Raw genomic sequence first — 13,083 nt, forward strand, 5'->3', positions numbered from 1 at the left:
TCTCCCTCCACCGACCGATGACCCTGGCCTCTTCCACCACCGACTGGGATGCCCTGGCCCAAGCCTTTGGCTCCATCGAAACCATCCGCGACCCCAACCAGCGCGAAAAGCTCTCCAAGGACTACTACTACTTCAGCCCCATTTTGCAGGGGCAACTGGGCGACCTGGTGGCCGACCTGGTCGTGCGCCCCACCAGCGAGGCCGAGGTGCTGAGGGTGGCTGAAATTTGCGTCGCCGCTCGGGTACCTGTGACCGTGCGGGGGGCGGGCACCGGCAACTACGGCCAGTGCATACCCCTGGAGGGTGGCGTGGTGCTCGATTTGAGCAAAATGAACGCGATCAAGCGGGTCGAGCCGGGGGTAGCCTGGGTGGAAGCGGGGGCCAAGCTCGCCGCCATTGACCGAGTGACGCGGGAGAGCGGCTGGGAGCTGCGCATGTATCCCTCCACCTACCGCACCGCCACCATCGGCGGCTTCATCGGCGGCGGCAGCGGCGGCATTGGCTCGATTACCTACGGACAGCTGCGCGATCGCGGCAACCTCAACGCCGTGCGCGTGGTCACCTTTGAAGACAATCCCCGCGTGATCGAGCTGCGGGGCGACGAGGTCCAGAAGGTGAACCACGCCTACGGTACCAACGGCATTATCACCGAGCTGGAGATTCCCCTCGGACCGGCCTACCCCTGGGCGGAGCTGATTGTGACCTTCGACGACTTCATGGCCGCTGCCCGCTTTGGTCAGGCCCTGGGCGACGCCGACGGGCTGATCAAAAAGCTGATCAGCATTCACGCCTGGCCCATCCCCAGCTACTTTGCGTCGCTAAAGCCCTACCTGAGCGAGGGCAAAGCGGCGGCGCTGCTGATGGTGGCTGAGCCGTCCCTGGAGCTGTTTGGCGAACTGGTGCGCCCGTTTGGCGGCACCATCACTTACAACAGGTCGGCCCAGGACGCTAGCAAAGGTGCGCCCCTGGCGGAGTTCACCTGGAACCACACCACCCTCCACGCCCGCAGTGTGGACCCGTCGCTCACCTATCTGCAATCCCTGTTTCCCTACGACCCCAAGCTGGAGCGGGTGCAGCATTTCCATGAGCACTTTGGCGACGAGGTGATCATGCACCTGGAGTACCTGCGCATGGGCGGCAATACCATTCCCGCAGCGCTGCAAATTGTGCGCTATTCTACCCCGGAGCGGCTGGCTGAAATCATTCGTTACCACGAGGCCAACGGGGCGCTGATTGCCAACCCCCACACCTACCTGCTGGAAGACGGCGGCATGAAGCAGGTGGACACGGTGCAGGTGGCTTTCAAGGCGGAGGTAGACCCCTACGGCCTGCTCAACCCCGGCAAAATGCGCGGCTGGCTGGAACGCCAGGCGGCTCTGTCGGCCTAGGGGAGGAATGACTGTGACGATCGAACGTCCATTTACCGATGCAGACCGGGTGGAGTCGCTGAAGGCGGCGGTGCTGGCGGGTGCCACGGCGGGGATCGTTGCCGCGCTGCTGCTGCTGGTTCACCGGATTCCGCCGATGGGGGTCCAATCCGCCCTGGGGTCGATCGCCTCGGGCCTCAGCGGCAGCACCTTCTGGCTCAGCGCCGCGATCGCGGGCCTCTCCGGCAGCCTCTTCGGCATCACCTACCGCTACGCCGTGCGCCAGGACGAGAATTCTCAGCTGAAGGCAGGGGTGGTGCTGGCCTTTAGCCTGGTGCGGGGGCTGGCCCTGGTGAACGTGGCGGCGGCGCTCAGCCTGCGGGGCTGGCCCTTTGCGGTGGCGATCGCCGAAAGCCTGCTCATGTTCGCCGCCGCTGCCCTTGTGTTGGAACTAGCCCAGGGGCAGGGCTGGATCACCGCCGTCAAGTAGACCGCAGCGTTTCACCCTGTCCCTAGAATCTGCTGCGCCAGGGTCAGGGCCTGGGGGCGGCTCAGCTTGCCCTGGGCCGTCCTGGGCATAGCGCTGATCAAAATCCATCGCTTGGGCCGTTTGTAGGGCGCAAGCAGCGGACTCAGTACGGCGGGCAGATCGCTCAGCCGCGCCGGGTATGTCAGCACCACCAGGGCGCAGAGCCGCTGACCCCAGCGATCGCAGGGCAGCCCCACCACGCAACCATCCTGTACACCCTCAACGCTCAGCAGCGCTGCCTCCACCTCTTCCGGGAACACATTCTCCCCGCCGGTGATGAGCTTGGTGCTGCGACGCCCGACGATGTGCAGGTATCCCGAATCGTCGAAATAGCCGATGTCATCGGTAGCTAGAACCGCGGCAGTAGATTGCCCCGTAGGGTGGGCACTGCCCACCGCCAACCCGCTTTCCCCATCCCATTTCCCCAAATATCCCCAAGCCAGCGCATGGGTCTGGACCGTCACCCGTCCCACCTCCCCCAGTGGCTGAGGCCGTCCCCCGTCATCGAGAATCGAGATCCTGACGTGGGGGAGGGGCCTGCCGCTGTTGCGGTGTCCGGCCAGGAATTCCTCGGGTCGCAGGGTGGCCACCTGGGCGGCGGTTTCGGTCATGCCGTAGGTGAGCGCCACCGGAATTTGGGCCGCCTGGGCCGCATCGAGCAGCGATCGCCCCGCAGGCGCGCCCCCCAGCAGCACCGCCCTAAAACTCCGCAACCAGGGAACATTCCCCTCCCAGGCCAGCAAGTCCTGAAGCTGCGTCGGCACCAAGGAGAGGAATCCACCGGGCGGTAAGCCCAGCTGCGCTCCCCGCTTGAGGTCGCCATAGGGTTGAATGGCCAGTTGCCCGCCGGTCGCCAGCACCCGCAGCACCTGCATCAGCCCGCTGACATGAAACAGCGGCAGCACGCAGTAGGCGTGGACGGTCTCGACCCCAAAGTGGGCGCAGAAGCCGCTGACTGAAGCCATGAGCGTTTCCCAGGTGTGGACCGCAAACTTAATCTGCCCCGATGAGCCACCGGTGGGAATCAGGATTTGCCCTGGTGCCGCGTCGGACACCTGGCAAGGATAGGTGCCTAACCCTGGCGCGGTCGGCGTGTTCCAGTCAGGATTCACCAGATCCGTCACCTGCTGCCGCTCCTGCTGGCCCCAGCGGGGATTGGCCAAAACGACGACGCAATCCTCGCTCCAGGCGGCCAGGCAGGCGATCAGAAATTGCAGCGGATCGGCTTCAGTGATTAAAACGTCAGCCCCCTCCGTAGCGCAGGATTTTTGGTAAGCCGCCAAAACGGGCCTCAGGTTGTCCAGCCGCTGCCAGAAGTCCGGGCTGCTGGGGCCGATCAGCCAGTCCTCGCCCCGGCGATCGCGCAGCACATCTCCCAGGGTTGGTCCCATCAGAGTCGGTTCCATAGCTCGGCGGCGGTGAGGGTGTCCCAATCGTCGGCAAACCAGCCCTGGGTGCCAAACCCGAGCGCTGGAGCGGGTGTAGTGGCACAGCGCGATGCTACCGCCAGAGCCGCTCGTCGTCCCACCCCCGTCTCAAAGGCCGAGGAAAACACCAGCCTGGGGCGATGGGTGTGGCAGAAGGCTTGCAGCCGCTGGGGTGACCCCGCGATCGCCGGTTTGACCACCATCACTCCCCGCCACCCCTGCGCCCAGCATTGCTCCAGCTGAGCGACGGTGGCCACCGACTCATCCAGGGCGATCGCGGTTCGGTAGCGCTTGCTCATCTCCTGCATAGCCCCTAACCGATCGGGCGGCAGCGGCTGCTCCAGGTGTTCGATCGCAGCCATCTGAGGATCCGCATTAATGCGATCGCACGTGGCCAGCCATTGCTCCGCCTGGTCGATGCTCAGGCCACCGTTGGCGTCTAGTCGAAGCTGAATGTGGCTGGGCAGTTTCTCCGTCAATCGCTCCAGCCAGCGGATTTCGTCAGTAATGGCATGCACACCTATTTTCCATTTCAGGGTGCGGTGCCCCTGGGCTAAACGCTGAGAGGCAAGATCCAGAGCGGTCTCGCCAGCGGGCAAAAGGCCGCAGATGTTGGCGTTAGCAAAGCTATCTCCAGGAATCACCGGTTCATACCCAGCACAAAAATCTTCCTTAACTAACTCAGCTAAAGCGCACCCTACCCCAAACTGAGTCGCAGGCAGCCCATCGGGCACGGTCTCAGCCTGCCATTTTTTGTCCTGGGCATTACAGAACGACAGCGCCTCCTCCAGTGCCTCACTGCCAAACCAGGGAATAGGGGCAATCTCACCGTAGCCCACCCGCTCTCGACTATCTCTCAGTCGAACCAACAACCCCTCCCGCCAGGTCCAGAGCCCGTGGGCGGTGTGCAGAGGCTTCACAAACCGCCGCTGGTAAGGCCGAACCGCTAACTCAATCTCCATCACCTCGCGTTAGACAACGCGCCAAAATCCAAAATCGCCAATCCAGAATTTTAAATTTTTTTAACAGCCACCCCAAAATCGGCATCAAGCACTCAGCCAGGTGCTCAGCCAAAAGCCCATTGCCAGCAGCACCCCACTCCAGAAGTGAAAGCCAATCGCAAAAAACTTGGCGTTGAAGACCCTCGCGGGCTGGTCGTGGTAGCGGGTGACGTGGCGACTCAGCCGCCAGGCCGAGGGCAGGCTCAAAAAGACCAGCGCTGACCAGGCCGGAAACAGCCCCAAAGTCAGGCAAGCCGCCGCGATCGCAAATGCCACGCCACAGGTCCAGGGAATTAGCGCCGCCCCCCGCCTGGTGCCCAGGCGCACGATGGGCGATCGCTTGCCCGCCGCCAGGTCGTCCTCCACCTGGTGAAAGTGGGAGCAAAATAGCACCAGCGTCGTGGTCAGCCCCACGATGATGCCCGCCAGCTGGCTGCCCCAGGACCAGGTCTGGGTTTGACTGTAGTAGGCCGCCCCCATCGCCAGGGGGCCAAAGCTGAAGAAACACAGCACCTCGCCCAACCCCTGATAGCCCAGGCGAAAGGGCGGCCCCTGGTAAAGGTAGCCCAGGCCACAGCAGAGCAGAATCAGCCCCAGCACCGTGGGGTCCTGCTGAATCAGGGCGATCGCCACAATGCCGGCAATACCTAACCCCAAACAACCGTTAGCCAACCCAAAAACCAGCCGCCGATTGCGGGTCAGATTGACCACGGAATGCGCTTTGTTGACATCAATGCCGGTCTCTGAGTCAAACACATCATTACTGAGGTTTTCCCAGGCTAAAATAAGCACCGCCGCCAGCACGAATAGCGCAAAAATACCGCTGTTAAACTGGCTGGTCTCGGCGTAGGCGATCGCGCTACCCACCACCATTGGCATAATGGCAACGCTGTACATGGGGGGCTTGATCGCGGCCAGCCAGAGCTTGCGGGCAGCGGGATCTACCGATTGAATGGTCATGGCACTGTAAATACTCCAGGCCTAGCATATCGCTTAGCCGGACGCTGGTTGCGACCAACTTGCTGGCCCCTACGGGAGATCACTGCTGTAAATACGCACAGGCTGGTCTAAAAAAATACGTGATTTTCCATAGCGAATTTTTTGCAGAGCCTGTGAATATTAAAGCCACAGACATCTGTTGCGTTTATCTGTTGCGTTGGACAGAGTCTGGTGCATCTACCTTCAGGAGACTTCAGCTTATGTCCAGCCGTGGCTTAAATCTGTGTACGCTTTCTGGCAATGTCGCCGCCGATCCAGAAATTCGCAATATCGAGCGCAAGACCGGCGGTAACACCCAGGTTGCCGAATTGACCATCTATGTCGATCGCATTCCCAGCCGCAAAGACAACGACAATTTTACTGTCACCATTAGCGTGTGGGAAGGCTCCCCCGCCTGGCGCAAGCTCACCTACATCAAAAAGGGCTCCCTGATTATCGTCAGCGGCGCGATCGACGCCTCCCCCTATATCAGCAAATCGGATGCCCAGGCGCGGGCCGGGCTCCAGCTGAAAGCCACCGACATTTTTCTAGACGCTGCACCCAAACTGGAAGAGCCCCAGCCACAGCCAGTGTTCTAGCCGATATGGCGCTGAGTCTTGGCCGCGGTGGCAGACCATCCCCTCAGGATCTCCCCGTTGCCCCAGACACCAGCCCAACCAGCATCCACGGAGAGAGCGCCGTGGGTTGAGAGCGAGGATGCGGGTTTCCGCATCCTTTTCTACTTTCTGGGTTCCTCTTGCGGCGTTGTTGAATTGAGTAATGGATCTGTAAACTTGACATCCTTTCATCGCCCTCTAAATCCCCCAATTCTGGGGGACTTTGAGATTCTGACTCCCCCCAGAATTGGGGGGCTGGGGGGCGTATTATACCTGCACTCAGCAACGCCCCAAATCGGACTTCGTATCACCCCTGCTCCCCGACCGCCCCCTGCTTCCGGTAGCTGAGTAACCAGCTCACCATCGTGGCCCGCCGCGTCAGCCGAGGCACCAGCTGATCGACGGTGTAGCCTTTAAATCCCAGCTCCTCTTTCAGCAGTTGCTTATCAGCGGGGGGAATGGAACGGGTCAGCTGCACCGTCGCCGGGCGGCTCTCAATGAAGTGCGGCGGGTCGGGGTAACGGTCCGCCCAGACGGGCTCCACCGCCGAGGCATCCCAGCCGTCGGAGGTTTCCCGGTAGCCCAGGCCGTGCCAGACCAGGCGCTGTACAGCGTCATCGTCCATCTCGTCGTTGAGAATGGCCCAGAGCGTGTCGTCGGTCAAAGGAGGCATGGCGCGTTATCCACTTGGCAATCTGTCACTGAGCTAACTAGCCCACCGCTATTCTAAATTTTGGCCTGCCAAATTGGGATGGCTGTGGATGTCCCTCCGGCGCTGGTCTGGTGGCGATGGCGGCGTTAGCGGAGCTATCTAAAGGAATTGCCTGCCCCTGTGATCTCTGGTGCGGTTTCCATCCACGGCGCAGTTCCGTCACACTGTCCCGTCACATTGGGGCGGCAACGCACACCTAATCTTTAGAAAGACTGGGAACCTGCTGCTAACCCGGAGACCCCCACCATGCGCCGTCGTCAACAAAATCACCTCCTCAACCTCACCTTTAGCCTGATCAAGTACTTTCTGCTGGCCCTGGCGGGCTGCACGATCGCCTACCTGGTTGCCCTGGTGCTCGATCTGGCTCCCATCGCTGGGGCGATCGCGTTTTTGCTCGAACAGGTGCTGGCGCGATCGCTGGCTCTGCTGGGCTGCCTGTGGGCGATCGCCGTCATCCACGAATCTGCCCGCTCCTAGCCCGGGGGCGCTGGCTGAAACGCGCCCTTTTCGCTAGGGTTAAGGAGTATGAAGCAAATTTGGGTGTTTTAGAGGCCTCGCCATGACCACCGTCCTAGCCACTCCTGACGTCAAAACCTGGCTATGGCAGGGGCTGTCCATTCGCTACCAGCAGATCGGCACCACCGGGACCCCCGTGATTTGCATTCACGGGTTTGGGGCCTCCAGCGATCACTGGCGCAAAAACCTGCCCGTCTACGGCGAACGGTACCAGGCCTACGCGATCGACCTGCTGGGCTTTGGCCTCTCCGACAAACCCGCCCCCAACCAGCCCCTGCCCTACACCTTTGAAACCTGGGGCCAGCAGATTCTCGACTTTTGCCGCCAGGTGGTTGGCCAACCCGCCTACCTGGTGGCCAACTCTATCGGCTGTATCGTCGCCCTCCAGGCGGCAGTCGATGGGCCTGAGTGGGTCAAGGGCGTGGTCATGCTCAACTGCTCCATTCGGCTGCTGCACGAGCGCCGCCGGGCCGAAATTCCCTGGCACCAGCGCCTCAGCACCCCGATCGTTCAGAATCTGCTGGGTTATGCCCCCGCCGGGCGCTTCTTTTTCTCACGCATTGCCCAGCGCAGGGTAATTCGCAATCTCCTGGGCCAGGCCTACCGTCGCCAGTCAGCTATCACCGACGAGCTGGTTGAGGCCATTCTCGCCCCCGCCCTCACGGTTGGGGCCGCCGACGTCTTTCTGGCCTTTGTGCGCTACTCCCAGGGGCCACTGCCCGAAGACCTGCTGCCCCAGGTGCAGTGCCCGGTGTGGATAATTTGGGGCCAGGACGACCCCTGGGAACCCGTGGCCCTGGGGCGTGCCCTGGCCAACTTTCCGGCGGTGAAAGCGATGGAAGAACTGGCGGATGTGGGTCACTGCCCGCAGGACGAGGCCCCCGAGCTGGTCAATCCCCTGGTGCTGGGGTGGTTGGCCGAGGCCGAGGCCGAAGTGGGCTGAGCCCCTACAGCCCCCAACGACTACCTTTCATCGCCGCGCTCAGCTGCCCCTCATTTCTAAAGTGTCTCTAAAGGTTGCCAGCGATCCCAGCTGGCCTCCTTACCATGAAGACAGATCACCTCCTCCTGAGGACCTGCCGCCCTCTCTAGCCTGCCCTTTAGATTGAAGAATGCTTTGTCTGATGCTGAGGGTGGCTAACCCGTGACCCGATCAGGGACCCAGGAGGTTGTCAGGCGTTGCACCCTGGATAGTGGACAGCCGGACTATCCCACAAGCATTTTCCACCGGCCCTTGAGGCCCAGGGGCCAGCCTCTTGTGGGATGCGCCTCTGGCCTGTTCTGTCCGATCATAGATAACCCAGGCTGGCTGCCGCTACCTTGCTCTCAATAAAGGACCCCCACGATGGCTGACTACCAACCCGCCGACTCTGGCTTTGCTCTCGATCGCGACTGCAAAACCCTGGCCCGCCACGTGCTGGAGCATCTGCACAGCTTTGGCCCCGAGGCCCAGGACCTCAGCGCCCTGATGAACCGCATTGCCCTGGCCGGTAAGCTGATTGCCCGTCACCTCAGCCGCGCCGGCCTGATGGAGTCGGCCCTGGGCTTTACTGGCGAAACCAACGTCCAGGGCGAAGCGGTCAAAAAAATGGACATCTACGCCAACGATGTGTTTATCTCCGTATTCAAGCAGAGCGGTCTGGTCTGCCGCCTGGCCTCGGAGGAGATGGACAAGCCCTACTACATTCCCGAAAACTGCCCCATCGGCCGCTACACCCTGCTCTACGACCCCATTGACGGTTCCTCTAACGTCGATATCAACCTCAATGTGGGCTCGATCTTCTCCATTCGCCGCCAGCAGGGCGATGACCTCGACCAAACCGCCGCCGACTTGCTCCAGGACGGGCATCAGCAGTTGGCGGCGGGCTACATTCTCTACGGCCCCAGCACGGTGCTGGTCTACTCCATTGGTCGCGGCGTCCATGCCTTTGTGCTCGACCCCAGCCTGGGCGAGTTTATTCTGGCTACCGAAGACATTCGCGTGCCCGCCCACGGCCCCACCTATAGCGTCAATGAGGGCAACTTCTGGCAGTGGGAAGACGCCATTCGCGATTTCACCCGCTACGTGCACCGCCACGACGGTTACTCGGCCCGCTACACGGGGGCGCTGGTGGCCGACTTCCACCGCATTCTCACCCAGGGGGGGGTGTTCCTCTACCCCGGTACTACCAAAAAGCCCGAGGGCAAGCTGCGGCTGCTGTACGAAACCGCACCCCTGGCCTTTTTGATCGAGCAGGCGGGGGGCCGCGCCAGCACCGGCACCGAGGACATTATGGCGGTGGTACCGGGGGAAATTCACCAGCGCACGCCGTTCATTGTGGGCAGCCCTGACGATGTGGCCCTGGTGGAGTCGTTCATTCAAGACCACAGCCGCCGCAGCCAGGATGCGCTGGTGACGGGCTGAGGCATCGCTTTAGCAGGCCAAGATCCCAGGGGTCTGTAGTCAACTCACTGTGCTTGCCGAGCATCCCCAGCAAGACCCCTGGGATCTGTAACAGCGTGCATCAATAGACTCACGATCGGGCTGGTTCCGGTTTTTTGAGGATGAAGGCTAAAATCAAATTTATTTGGCTTGGTCTGGCTTATCTCAGGGAATTTGGTAAAAAAATGTGGCAGAGCCCCAGGGTTTAGGCGGATGAAGAATGGGGTTAGTCGTGGGGTTTGGTGTTGGTGCCCAGGAGGCCGATGACGGCGGCGGTGCCGGTGGTCCAGAAGGCGATCGCGCTATTGAGCACTCGGGTTTGGGCTTCGGTGAGGGTGGGCTGGCTGGCCAGGTGCAGCGCCGTGCCCCCAGAACTCAGGGTGAGCGCGAGGACGGTGGCGAAAATCAGGTTGGAGGTGGGCGGGGTTTTGGTCTGTTTCATGGTGAACTCCGGTGTGAATTGGATGAGTTCATCTTCGGCGGGATGCCGCGAAAGTTCATTCCCCGCAAGGGTTTCAGACGGTATGAGTTGGGTGTGAGTTGGGGATGACTTGCGCTACCCTTGGAGAAATCCGTGGTCAAGCGAGATGAAACGGCATGGCAGGGCGATCGCTCACCGCAACCCCAGACGGCATTCAGCAAATCAACCGGGCGCTGACCAAACAGGGTTGGAGTCGGGATGATCTGGCTAAGGAATGCGACTGTAGTCGCCAGCCCGCCGTCAAGTTTTGTTCTGGTAAGGCCGTCAGCAACAAACTTTTTGTCAGCTTCTGCAATGTCCTAGAGCTGGACTGGGAAGCCATTTCAGGGCAGAAACCCGCCTCTGGGCCAGACGAAACCCCAGAGCCCGAAACAGACATTGATGCCCTGGTGCAGATCATTCGCGCGAAGGTGCATGACGACATCCAAGAACGTTGCGGAAAAATGCGCGTGCTGGATATGGAGCAGCCCATTGGCCTGGGCGACATCTACACCAGCGTCAACATTCTCGAAAAGCTCTCCGGCAGGCGACGGCTGGGTCTGAATGAGCTGATGAAAGACTGCGACCCAGAAAACTTTGATCGCTTTTTGCTGGGCCAGGTTCGGCATGAACGAGTTCCTGGGTTGGAGGCAGTAGAACGCTACAACCAACTCATGATTTTGGGCAAGCCGGGGGCGGGCAAAACCACCTTTATGAAACGGTTGGCCATTCTCTGCAACCAGGGCGAATTTCAACCCGAGCGGGTGCCAATTTTTGTGACGCTGAAGGAGTACGCCGAGGCGGAAGGAAAGCCAACGCTGCAAATCCACATTCAGCGCCAGTGGAACGCCTGTGGTGTGGAAGCGGTGGATGCACTCTCGGCGGTATTGAGAAGCGGCAAAGCTCTAGTGCTTCTGGATGGCCTGGATGAGGTCAACGAAACCGACCACGGCCGGGTGCTGCAAGATATCAAAACCTTTGCTCACCATTTTAGAAATTGCCAGTGCGTGATCACCTGCCGCATTGCCGCCAAAGAATACACCTTTGAGCAATTTACCGAGGTGGAGGTGGCCGACTTTGACCAAAAGCAGATCGCAGAATTTTCGACCAAATGGTTTGCCGTAAAACAAGACCCCAAAAAGGCTGAAACTTTTATTCAGCGACTAGAGATTAATGAACCGATTCAAGAACTGGCGACTAACCCCCTGTTGCTGACATTGCTGTGCCTGGTGTTTGGCGAAGCAGCAGACTTTCCGGCCAACCGGGCAGAGCTGTACAAAGAAGGGCTGGATGTACTGCTAAAAAAGTGGGACGGCAAACGCAACATCGAGCGCGATCAGGTTTATAAAAAGTTGTCTCTCAAACGCAAGGAAGACCTGCTAAGCCAGATTGCCTTTGAAACCTTTGAACGGGGCGATTATTTCTTTAGGCAAGCCACCGTAGAGCAGTACATCATCGGTTATATTTTCAACTTACCCGGTGCCAGTGACGATGAGGAAGCCCTACAACTGGATAGTGAAGCAGTGCTGAAATCTATCGAGGCTCAGCACGGACTTTTGGTGGAGCGAGCCAGGACGATCTATTCGTTTTCGCATCTCACGTTTCAAGAATACTTTACTGCTCAACACATCATCAGCCCTACAGCAGCACTAAACCAAACTCTGCAAAATCTGGCTACCCATATTACTGAGAAGCGCTACCGTGAGATTTTCCTGCTTACAGTAGGGATGCTATCTCAGGCTGACAGTTTGCTGCTACTGATGAAGCAACAAATTGATTGGATTATGATTAATGAATCCACAGGAGAGCAAGATTTACAGGCCATTTTAATTTGGGGCGATCAGAAAGCTCATTCAGCGAATGCCTTCTGCAACACGGCTGCGATTCGGGCTTTTTACTATACACTTAGCCTCAACCTTAACTGTGATCGCAACCTTCCCCTACACCAAGCGCTCGATCTGGATATCAGCCTCGATCTCGACCTGAATTTTAATCTTATCCTTGATCTCATTTTCGAGCCCAATTATGCCCCTAACGGTAGCTTTTATCTCATCCTAGACCTTGCTCTTGATACTGCCAGAACTCGAGTTTATGCACTCAGAATTGCAGAGCAAGTAATAAGGAACCTATCTTCCAATCTAAAGTTTGAGGTTCAGGAATTAAGTGCAGCATTGCCAATTCAAGTTGACTGGGAAATATTTAATCAGTGGTGGTCAAAAAATGGTGGGGCTTGGTCTGAAAAATTAAAAATGGTCATGATTGAGCATCGAAATATTGGTCATGACTGGCGACTTTCTGGAGCTCAAAAAGAAAAGGCACAACAATACTACGACGCCAACAAACTTTTGGTCGATTGCCTCAACAGCGATTGCTACGTCACCAAAGCCACTCGGCAATACATCGAAGACACCTTGCTGCTGCCCCTCAGCGAAATCGAAAAATACCCAGTCCCCGATGCCATAGCAAACCTGTAGCGGCAAAGATCCCAGGGTTCTTCAAGAACCCTGGGATCTGCAACTTCGCATCACAACTAAACGAGGAAATCTATGCGTGGAATTCAATTTTTGGTCAACGAGGATGGAGAGAAAACAGCGGTTCTCCTTGACCTGCAAGAGTGGGGCGATCTGTGGGAAGACTTTTATGACATTTTGGTGGCTCGCGCACGGCAAAAGAAGATACTGTAAGCTGGAGCAACCTACAATCTGAACTCGCCCAATAGCTACTGCAAACCTCTAGCGGCAAAGAACCCAGGGTTTTTCAAAAACCCTGGGTTCTGTTGACCTGCCATTAAGCTATGAACGTCGCCAGCCCAGGACGCTATGCTACAGAGTAGGCGATCGCCCCGGAGGCTGCGATGACCGCTCTTTCACCCTGGACTATTTACTCCACCAGCGACGGTGAGCCCGTAGCCGCAACCTACGCCCACCTCTACGCCCTGCTCACCACCCCAGAGTGCTACAGATTAGGCGATCGCTCTGGTGGATCTGCGCCGTTAAACCAGACTTAAGCTGGCTGGGCCACCCTAAAAAAAGGCCTTCCGCCCAGAGGCAGAGG

General features: G+C 59.0%; 13 protein-coding genes. 8 read left to right on the top strand and 5 right to left on the bottom strand.

All coding sequences use genetic code 11. The features are described from left to right. Nucleotides 1-17 precede the first annotated feature (17 nt). Together NF78_RS20290 and NF78_RS20295 are read left to right on the top strand one after the other, a co-directional pair. Nucleotides 18-1,388 carry an FAD-binding oxidoreductase gene (locus NF78_RS20290; RefSeq protein ID WP_035991230.1) on the top strand — a complete coding sequence of 457 codons (1,371 nt, stop codon included), beginning with the start codon at nt 18-20 and terminating at the stop codon, nt 1,386-1,388. A 13-nt stretch (nt 1,389-1,401) separates the two neighbouring features. Next, complete coding sequence (locus tag NF78_RS20295; protein WP_225885384.1) at nt 1,402-1,857, top strand: hypothetical protein; 456 nt, start codon at nt 1,402-1,404, stop codon at nt 1,855-1,857. An 11-nt stretch (nt 1,858-1,868) separates the two neighbouring features. On the opposite strand, the gene NF78_RS20300 is transcribed toward NF78_RS20295, so the two are convergent. The 3 genes from NF78_RS20300 to menA form a co-directional block, all read right to left on the bottom strand. Further along, nucleotides 1,869-3,302, bottom strand: coding sequence for an AMP-binding protein (locus NF78_RS20300; protein WP_035991235.1), 1,434 nt, complete (start codon nt 3,300-3,302; stop codon nt 1,869-1,871). Then, entirely contained in the window at nt 3,287-4,285 is a 999-nt protein-coding gene (locus NF78_RS20305; protein ID WP_035991236.1) for an o-succinylbenzoate synthase, read from the bottom strand. Before NF78_RS20305 ends, NF78_RS20300 begins: the two co-directional genes overlap by 16 nt. A gap of 84 nt (nt 4,286-4,369) precedes the next feature. Beyond that, entirely contained in the window at nt 4,370-5,284 is a 915-nt protein-coding gene (gene menA / locus NF78_RS20310) for a 2-carboxy-1,4-naphthoquinone phytyltransferase (RefSeq protein ID WP_035991238.1), read from the bottom strand. A gap of 239 nt (nt 5,285-5,523) precedes the next feature. Here menA and NF78_RS20315 point away from each other — a divergent pair, with 239 nt between their 5' ends. Then, on the top strand, nt 5,524-5,901 hold the full coding sequence (locus tag NF78_RS20315) for a single-stranded DNA-binding protein (protein WP_035991240.1): 378 nt from the start codon (nt 5,524-5,526) through the stop codon (nt 5,899-5,901). A 325-nt stretch (nt 5,902-6,226) separates the two neighbouring features. Here NF78_RS20315 and NF78_RS20320 read toward each other — a convergent pair whose 3' ends face one another. Then, complete coding sequence (locus NF78_RS20320) at nt 6,227-6,592, bottom strand: DUF1823 family protein (protein WP_035991242.1); 366 nt, start codon at nt 6,590-6,592, stop codon at nt 6,227-6,229. A 285-nt stretch (nt 6,593-6,877) separates the two neighbouring features. Here NF78_RS20320 and NF78_RS20325 point away from each other — a divergent pair, with 285 nt between their 5' ends. The 3 genes from NF78_RS20325 to fbp all read left to right on the top strand — a co-directional run bounded on the left by NF78_RS20325 (nt 6,878) and on the right by fbp (nt 9,551). Further along, complete coding sequence (locus NF78_RS20325) at nt 6,878-7,108, top strand: hypothetical protein (protein WP_035991244.1); 231 nt, start codon at nt 6,878-6,880, stop codon at nt 7,106-7,108. 82 nt (nt 7,109-7,190) lie between these two features. Continuing rightward, the gene (locus tag NF78_RS20330; RefSeq protein WP_035991246.1) at nt 7,191-8,090 is read left to right on the top strand and encodes an alpha/beta fold hydrolase; all 900 of its coding nucleotides are present in this window, start codon (nt 7,191-7,193) and stop codon (nt 8,088-8,090) included. A 402-nt stretch (nt 8,091-8,492) separates the two neighbouring features. After that, on the top strand, nt 8,493-9,551 hold the full coding sequence (gene fbp / locus NF78_RS20335; protein ID WP_035991249.1) for a class 1 fructose-bisphosphatase: 1,059 nt from the start codon (nt 8,493-8,495) through the stop codon (nt 9,549-9,551). Nucleotides 9,552-9,795: 244 nt separating this feature from the next. Here fbp and NF78_RS20340 read toward each other — a convergent pair whose 3' ends face one another. Beyond that, nucleotides 9,796-10,011: a hypothetical protein gene (locus tag NF78_RS20340; RefSeq protein WP_052050783.1), complete on the bottom strand. Its 216-nt coding sequence runs from the start codon at nt 10,009-10,011 to the stop codon at nt 9,796-9,798. 155 nt (nt 10,012-10,166) lie between these two features. On the opposite strand from NF78_RS20340, the gene NF78_RS20345 reads away from it, so the two are divergent. After that, nucleotides 10,167-12,503: an NACHT domain-containing protein gene (locus NF78_RS20345; protein ID WP_035991251.1), complete on the top strand. Its 2,337-nt coding sequence runs from the start codon at nt 10,167-10,169 to the stop codon at nt 12,501-12,503. Between the two features lie 380 nt (nt 12,504-12,883). Beyond that, nucleotides 12,884-13,036: a hypothetical protein gene (locus tag NF78_RS31940; RefSeq protein ID WP_197064928.1), complete on the top strand. Its 153-nt coding sequence runs from the start codon at nt 12,884-12,886 to the stop codon at nt 13,034-13,036. The last annotated feature ends 47 nt before the right edge of the window (nt 13,037-13,083 follow it).

Source organism: Leptolyngbya sp. KIOST-1 (genome assembly GCF_000763385.1).
Classification (GTDB): Bacteria; Cyanobacteriota; Cyanobacteriia; order Phormidesmidales; family Phormidesmidaceae; genus Nodosilinea.

Excerpts from the sequence above, each read along its gene's own strand:
- NF78_RS20290 (WP_035991230.1), top strand. The coding sequence starts at position 18 with ATGACCCTGGCCTCTTCCACCACCGACTGGGATGCCCTGGCCCAAGCC.
- NF78_RS20300 (WP_035991235.1), bottom strand. The coding sequence starts at position 3,302 with ATGGAACCGACTCTGATGGGACCAACCCTGGGAGATGTGCTGCGCGAT.
- NF78_RS20305 (WP_035991236.1), bottom strand. The coding sequence starts at position 4,285 with ATGGAGATTGAGTTAGCGGTTCGGCCTTACCAGCGGCGGTTTGTGAAG.
- menA (WP_035991238.1), bottom strand. The coding sequence starts at position 5,284 with ATGACCATTCAATCGGTAGATCCCGCTGCCCGCAAGCTCTGGCTGGCC.
- NF78_RS20315 (WP_035991240.1), top strand. The coding sequence starts at position 5,524 with ATGTCCAGCCGTGGCTTAAATCTGTGTACGCTTTCTGGCAATGTCGCC.
- NF78_RS20320 (WP_035991242.1), bottom strand. The coding sequence starts at position 6,592 with ATGCCTCCTTTGACCGACGACACGCTCTGGGCCATTCTCAACGACGAG.
- NF78_RS20325 (WP_035991244.1), top strand. The coding sequence starts at position 6,878 with ATGCGCCGTCGTCAACAAAATCACCTCCTCAACCTCACCTTTAGCCTG.
- NF78_RS20330 (WP_035991246.1), top strand. The coding sequence starts at position 7,191 with ATGACCACCGTCCTAGCCACTCCTGACGTCAAAACCTGGCTATGGCAG.
- fbp (WP_035991249.1), top strand. The coding sequence starts at position 8,493 with ATGGCTGACTACCAACCCGCCGACTCTGGCTTTGCTCTCGATCGCGAC.
- NF78_RS20340 (WP_052050783.1), bottom strand. The coding sequence starts at position 10,011 with ATGAAACAGACCAAAACCCCGCCCACCTCCAACCTGATTTTCGCCACC.
- NF78_RS20345 (WP_035991251.1), top strand. The coding sequence starts at position 10,167 with ATGGCAGGGCGATCGCTCACCGCAACCCCAGACGGCATTCAGCAAATC.
- NF78_RS31940 (WP_197064928.1), top strand. The coding sequence starts at position 12,884 with ATGACCGCTCTTTCACCCTGGACTATTTACTCCACCAGCGACGGTGAG.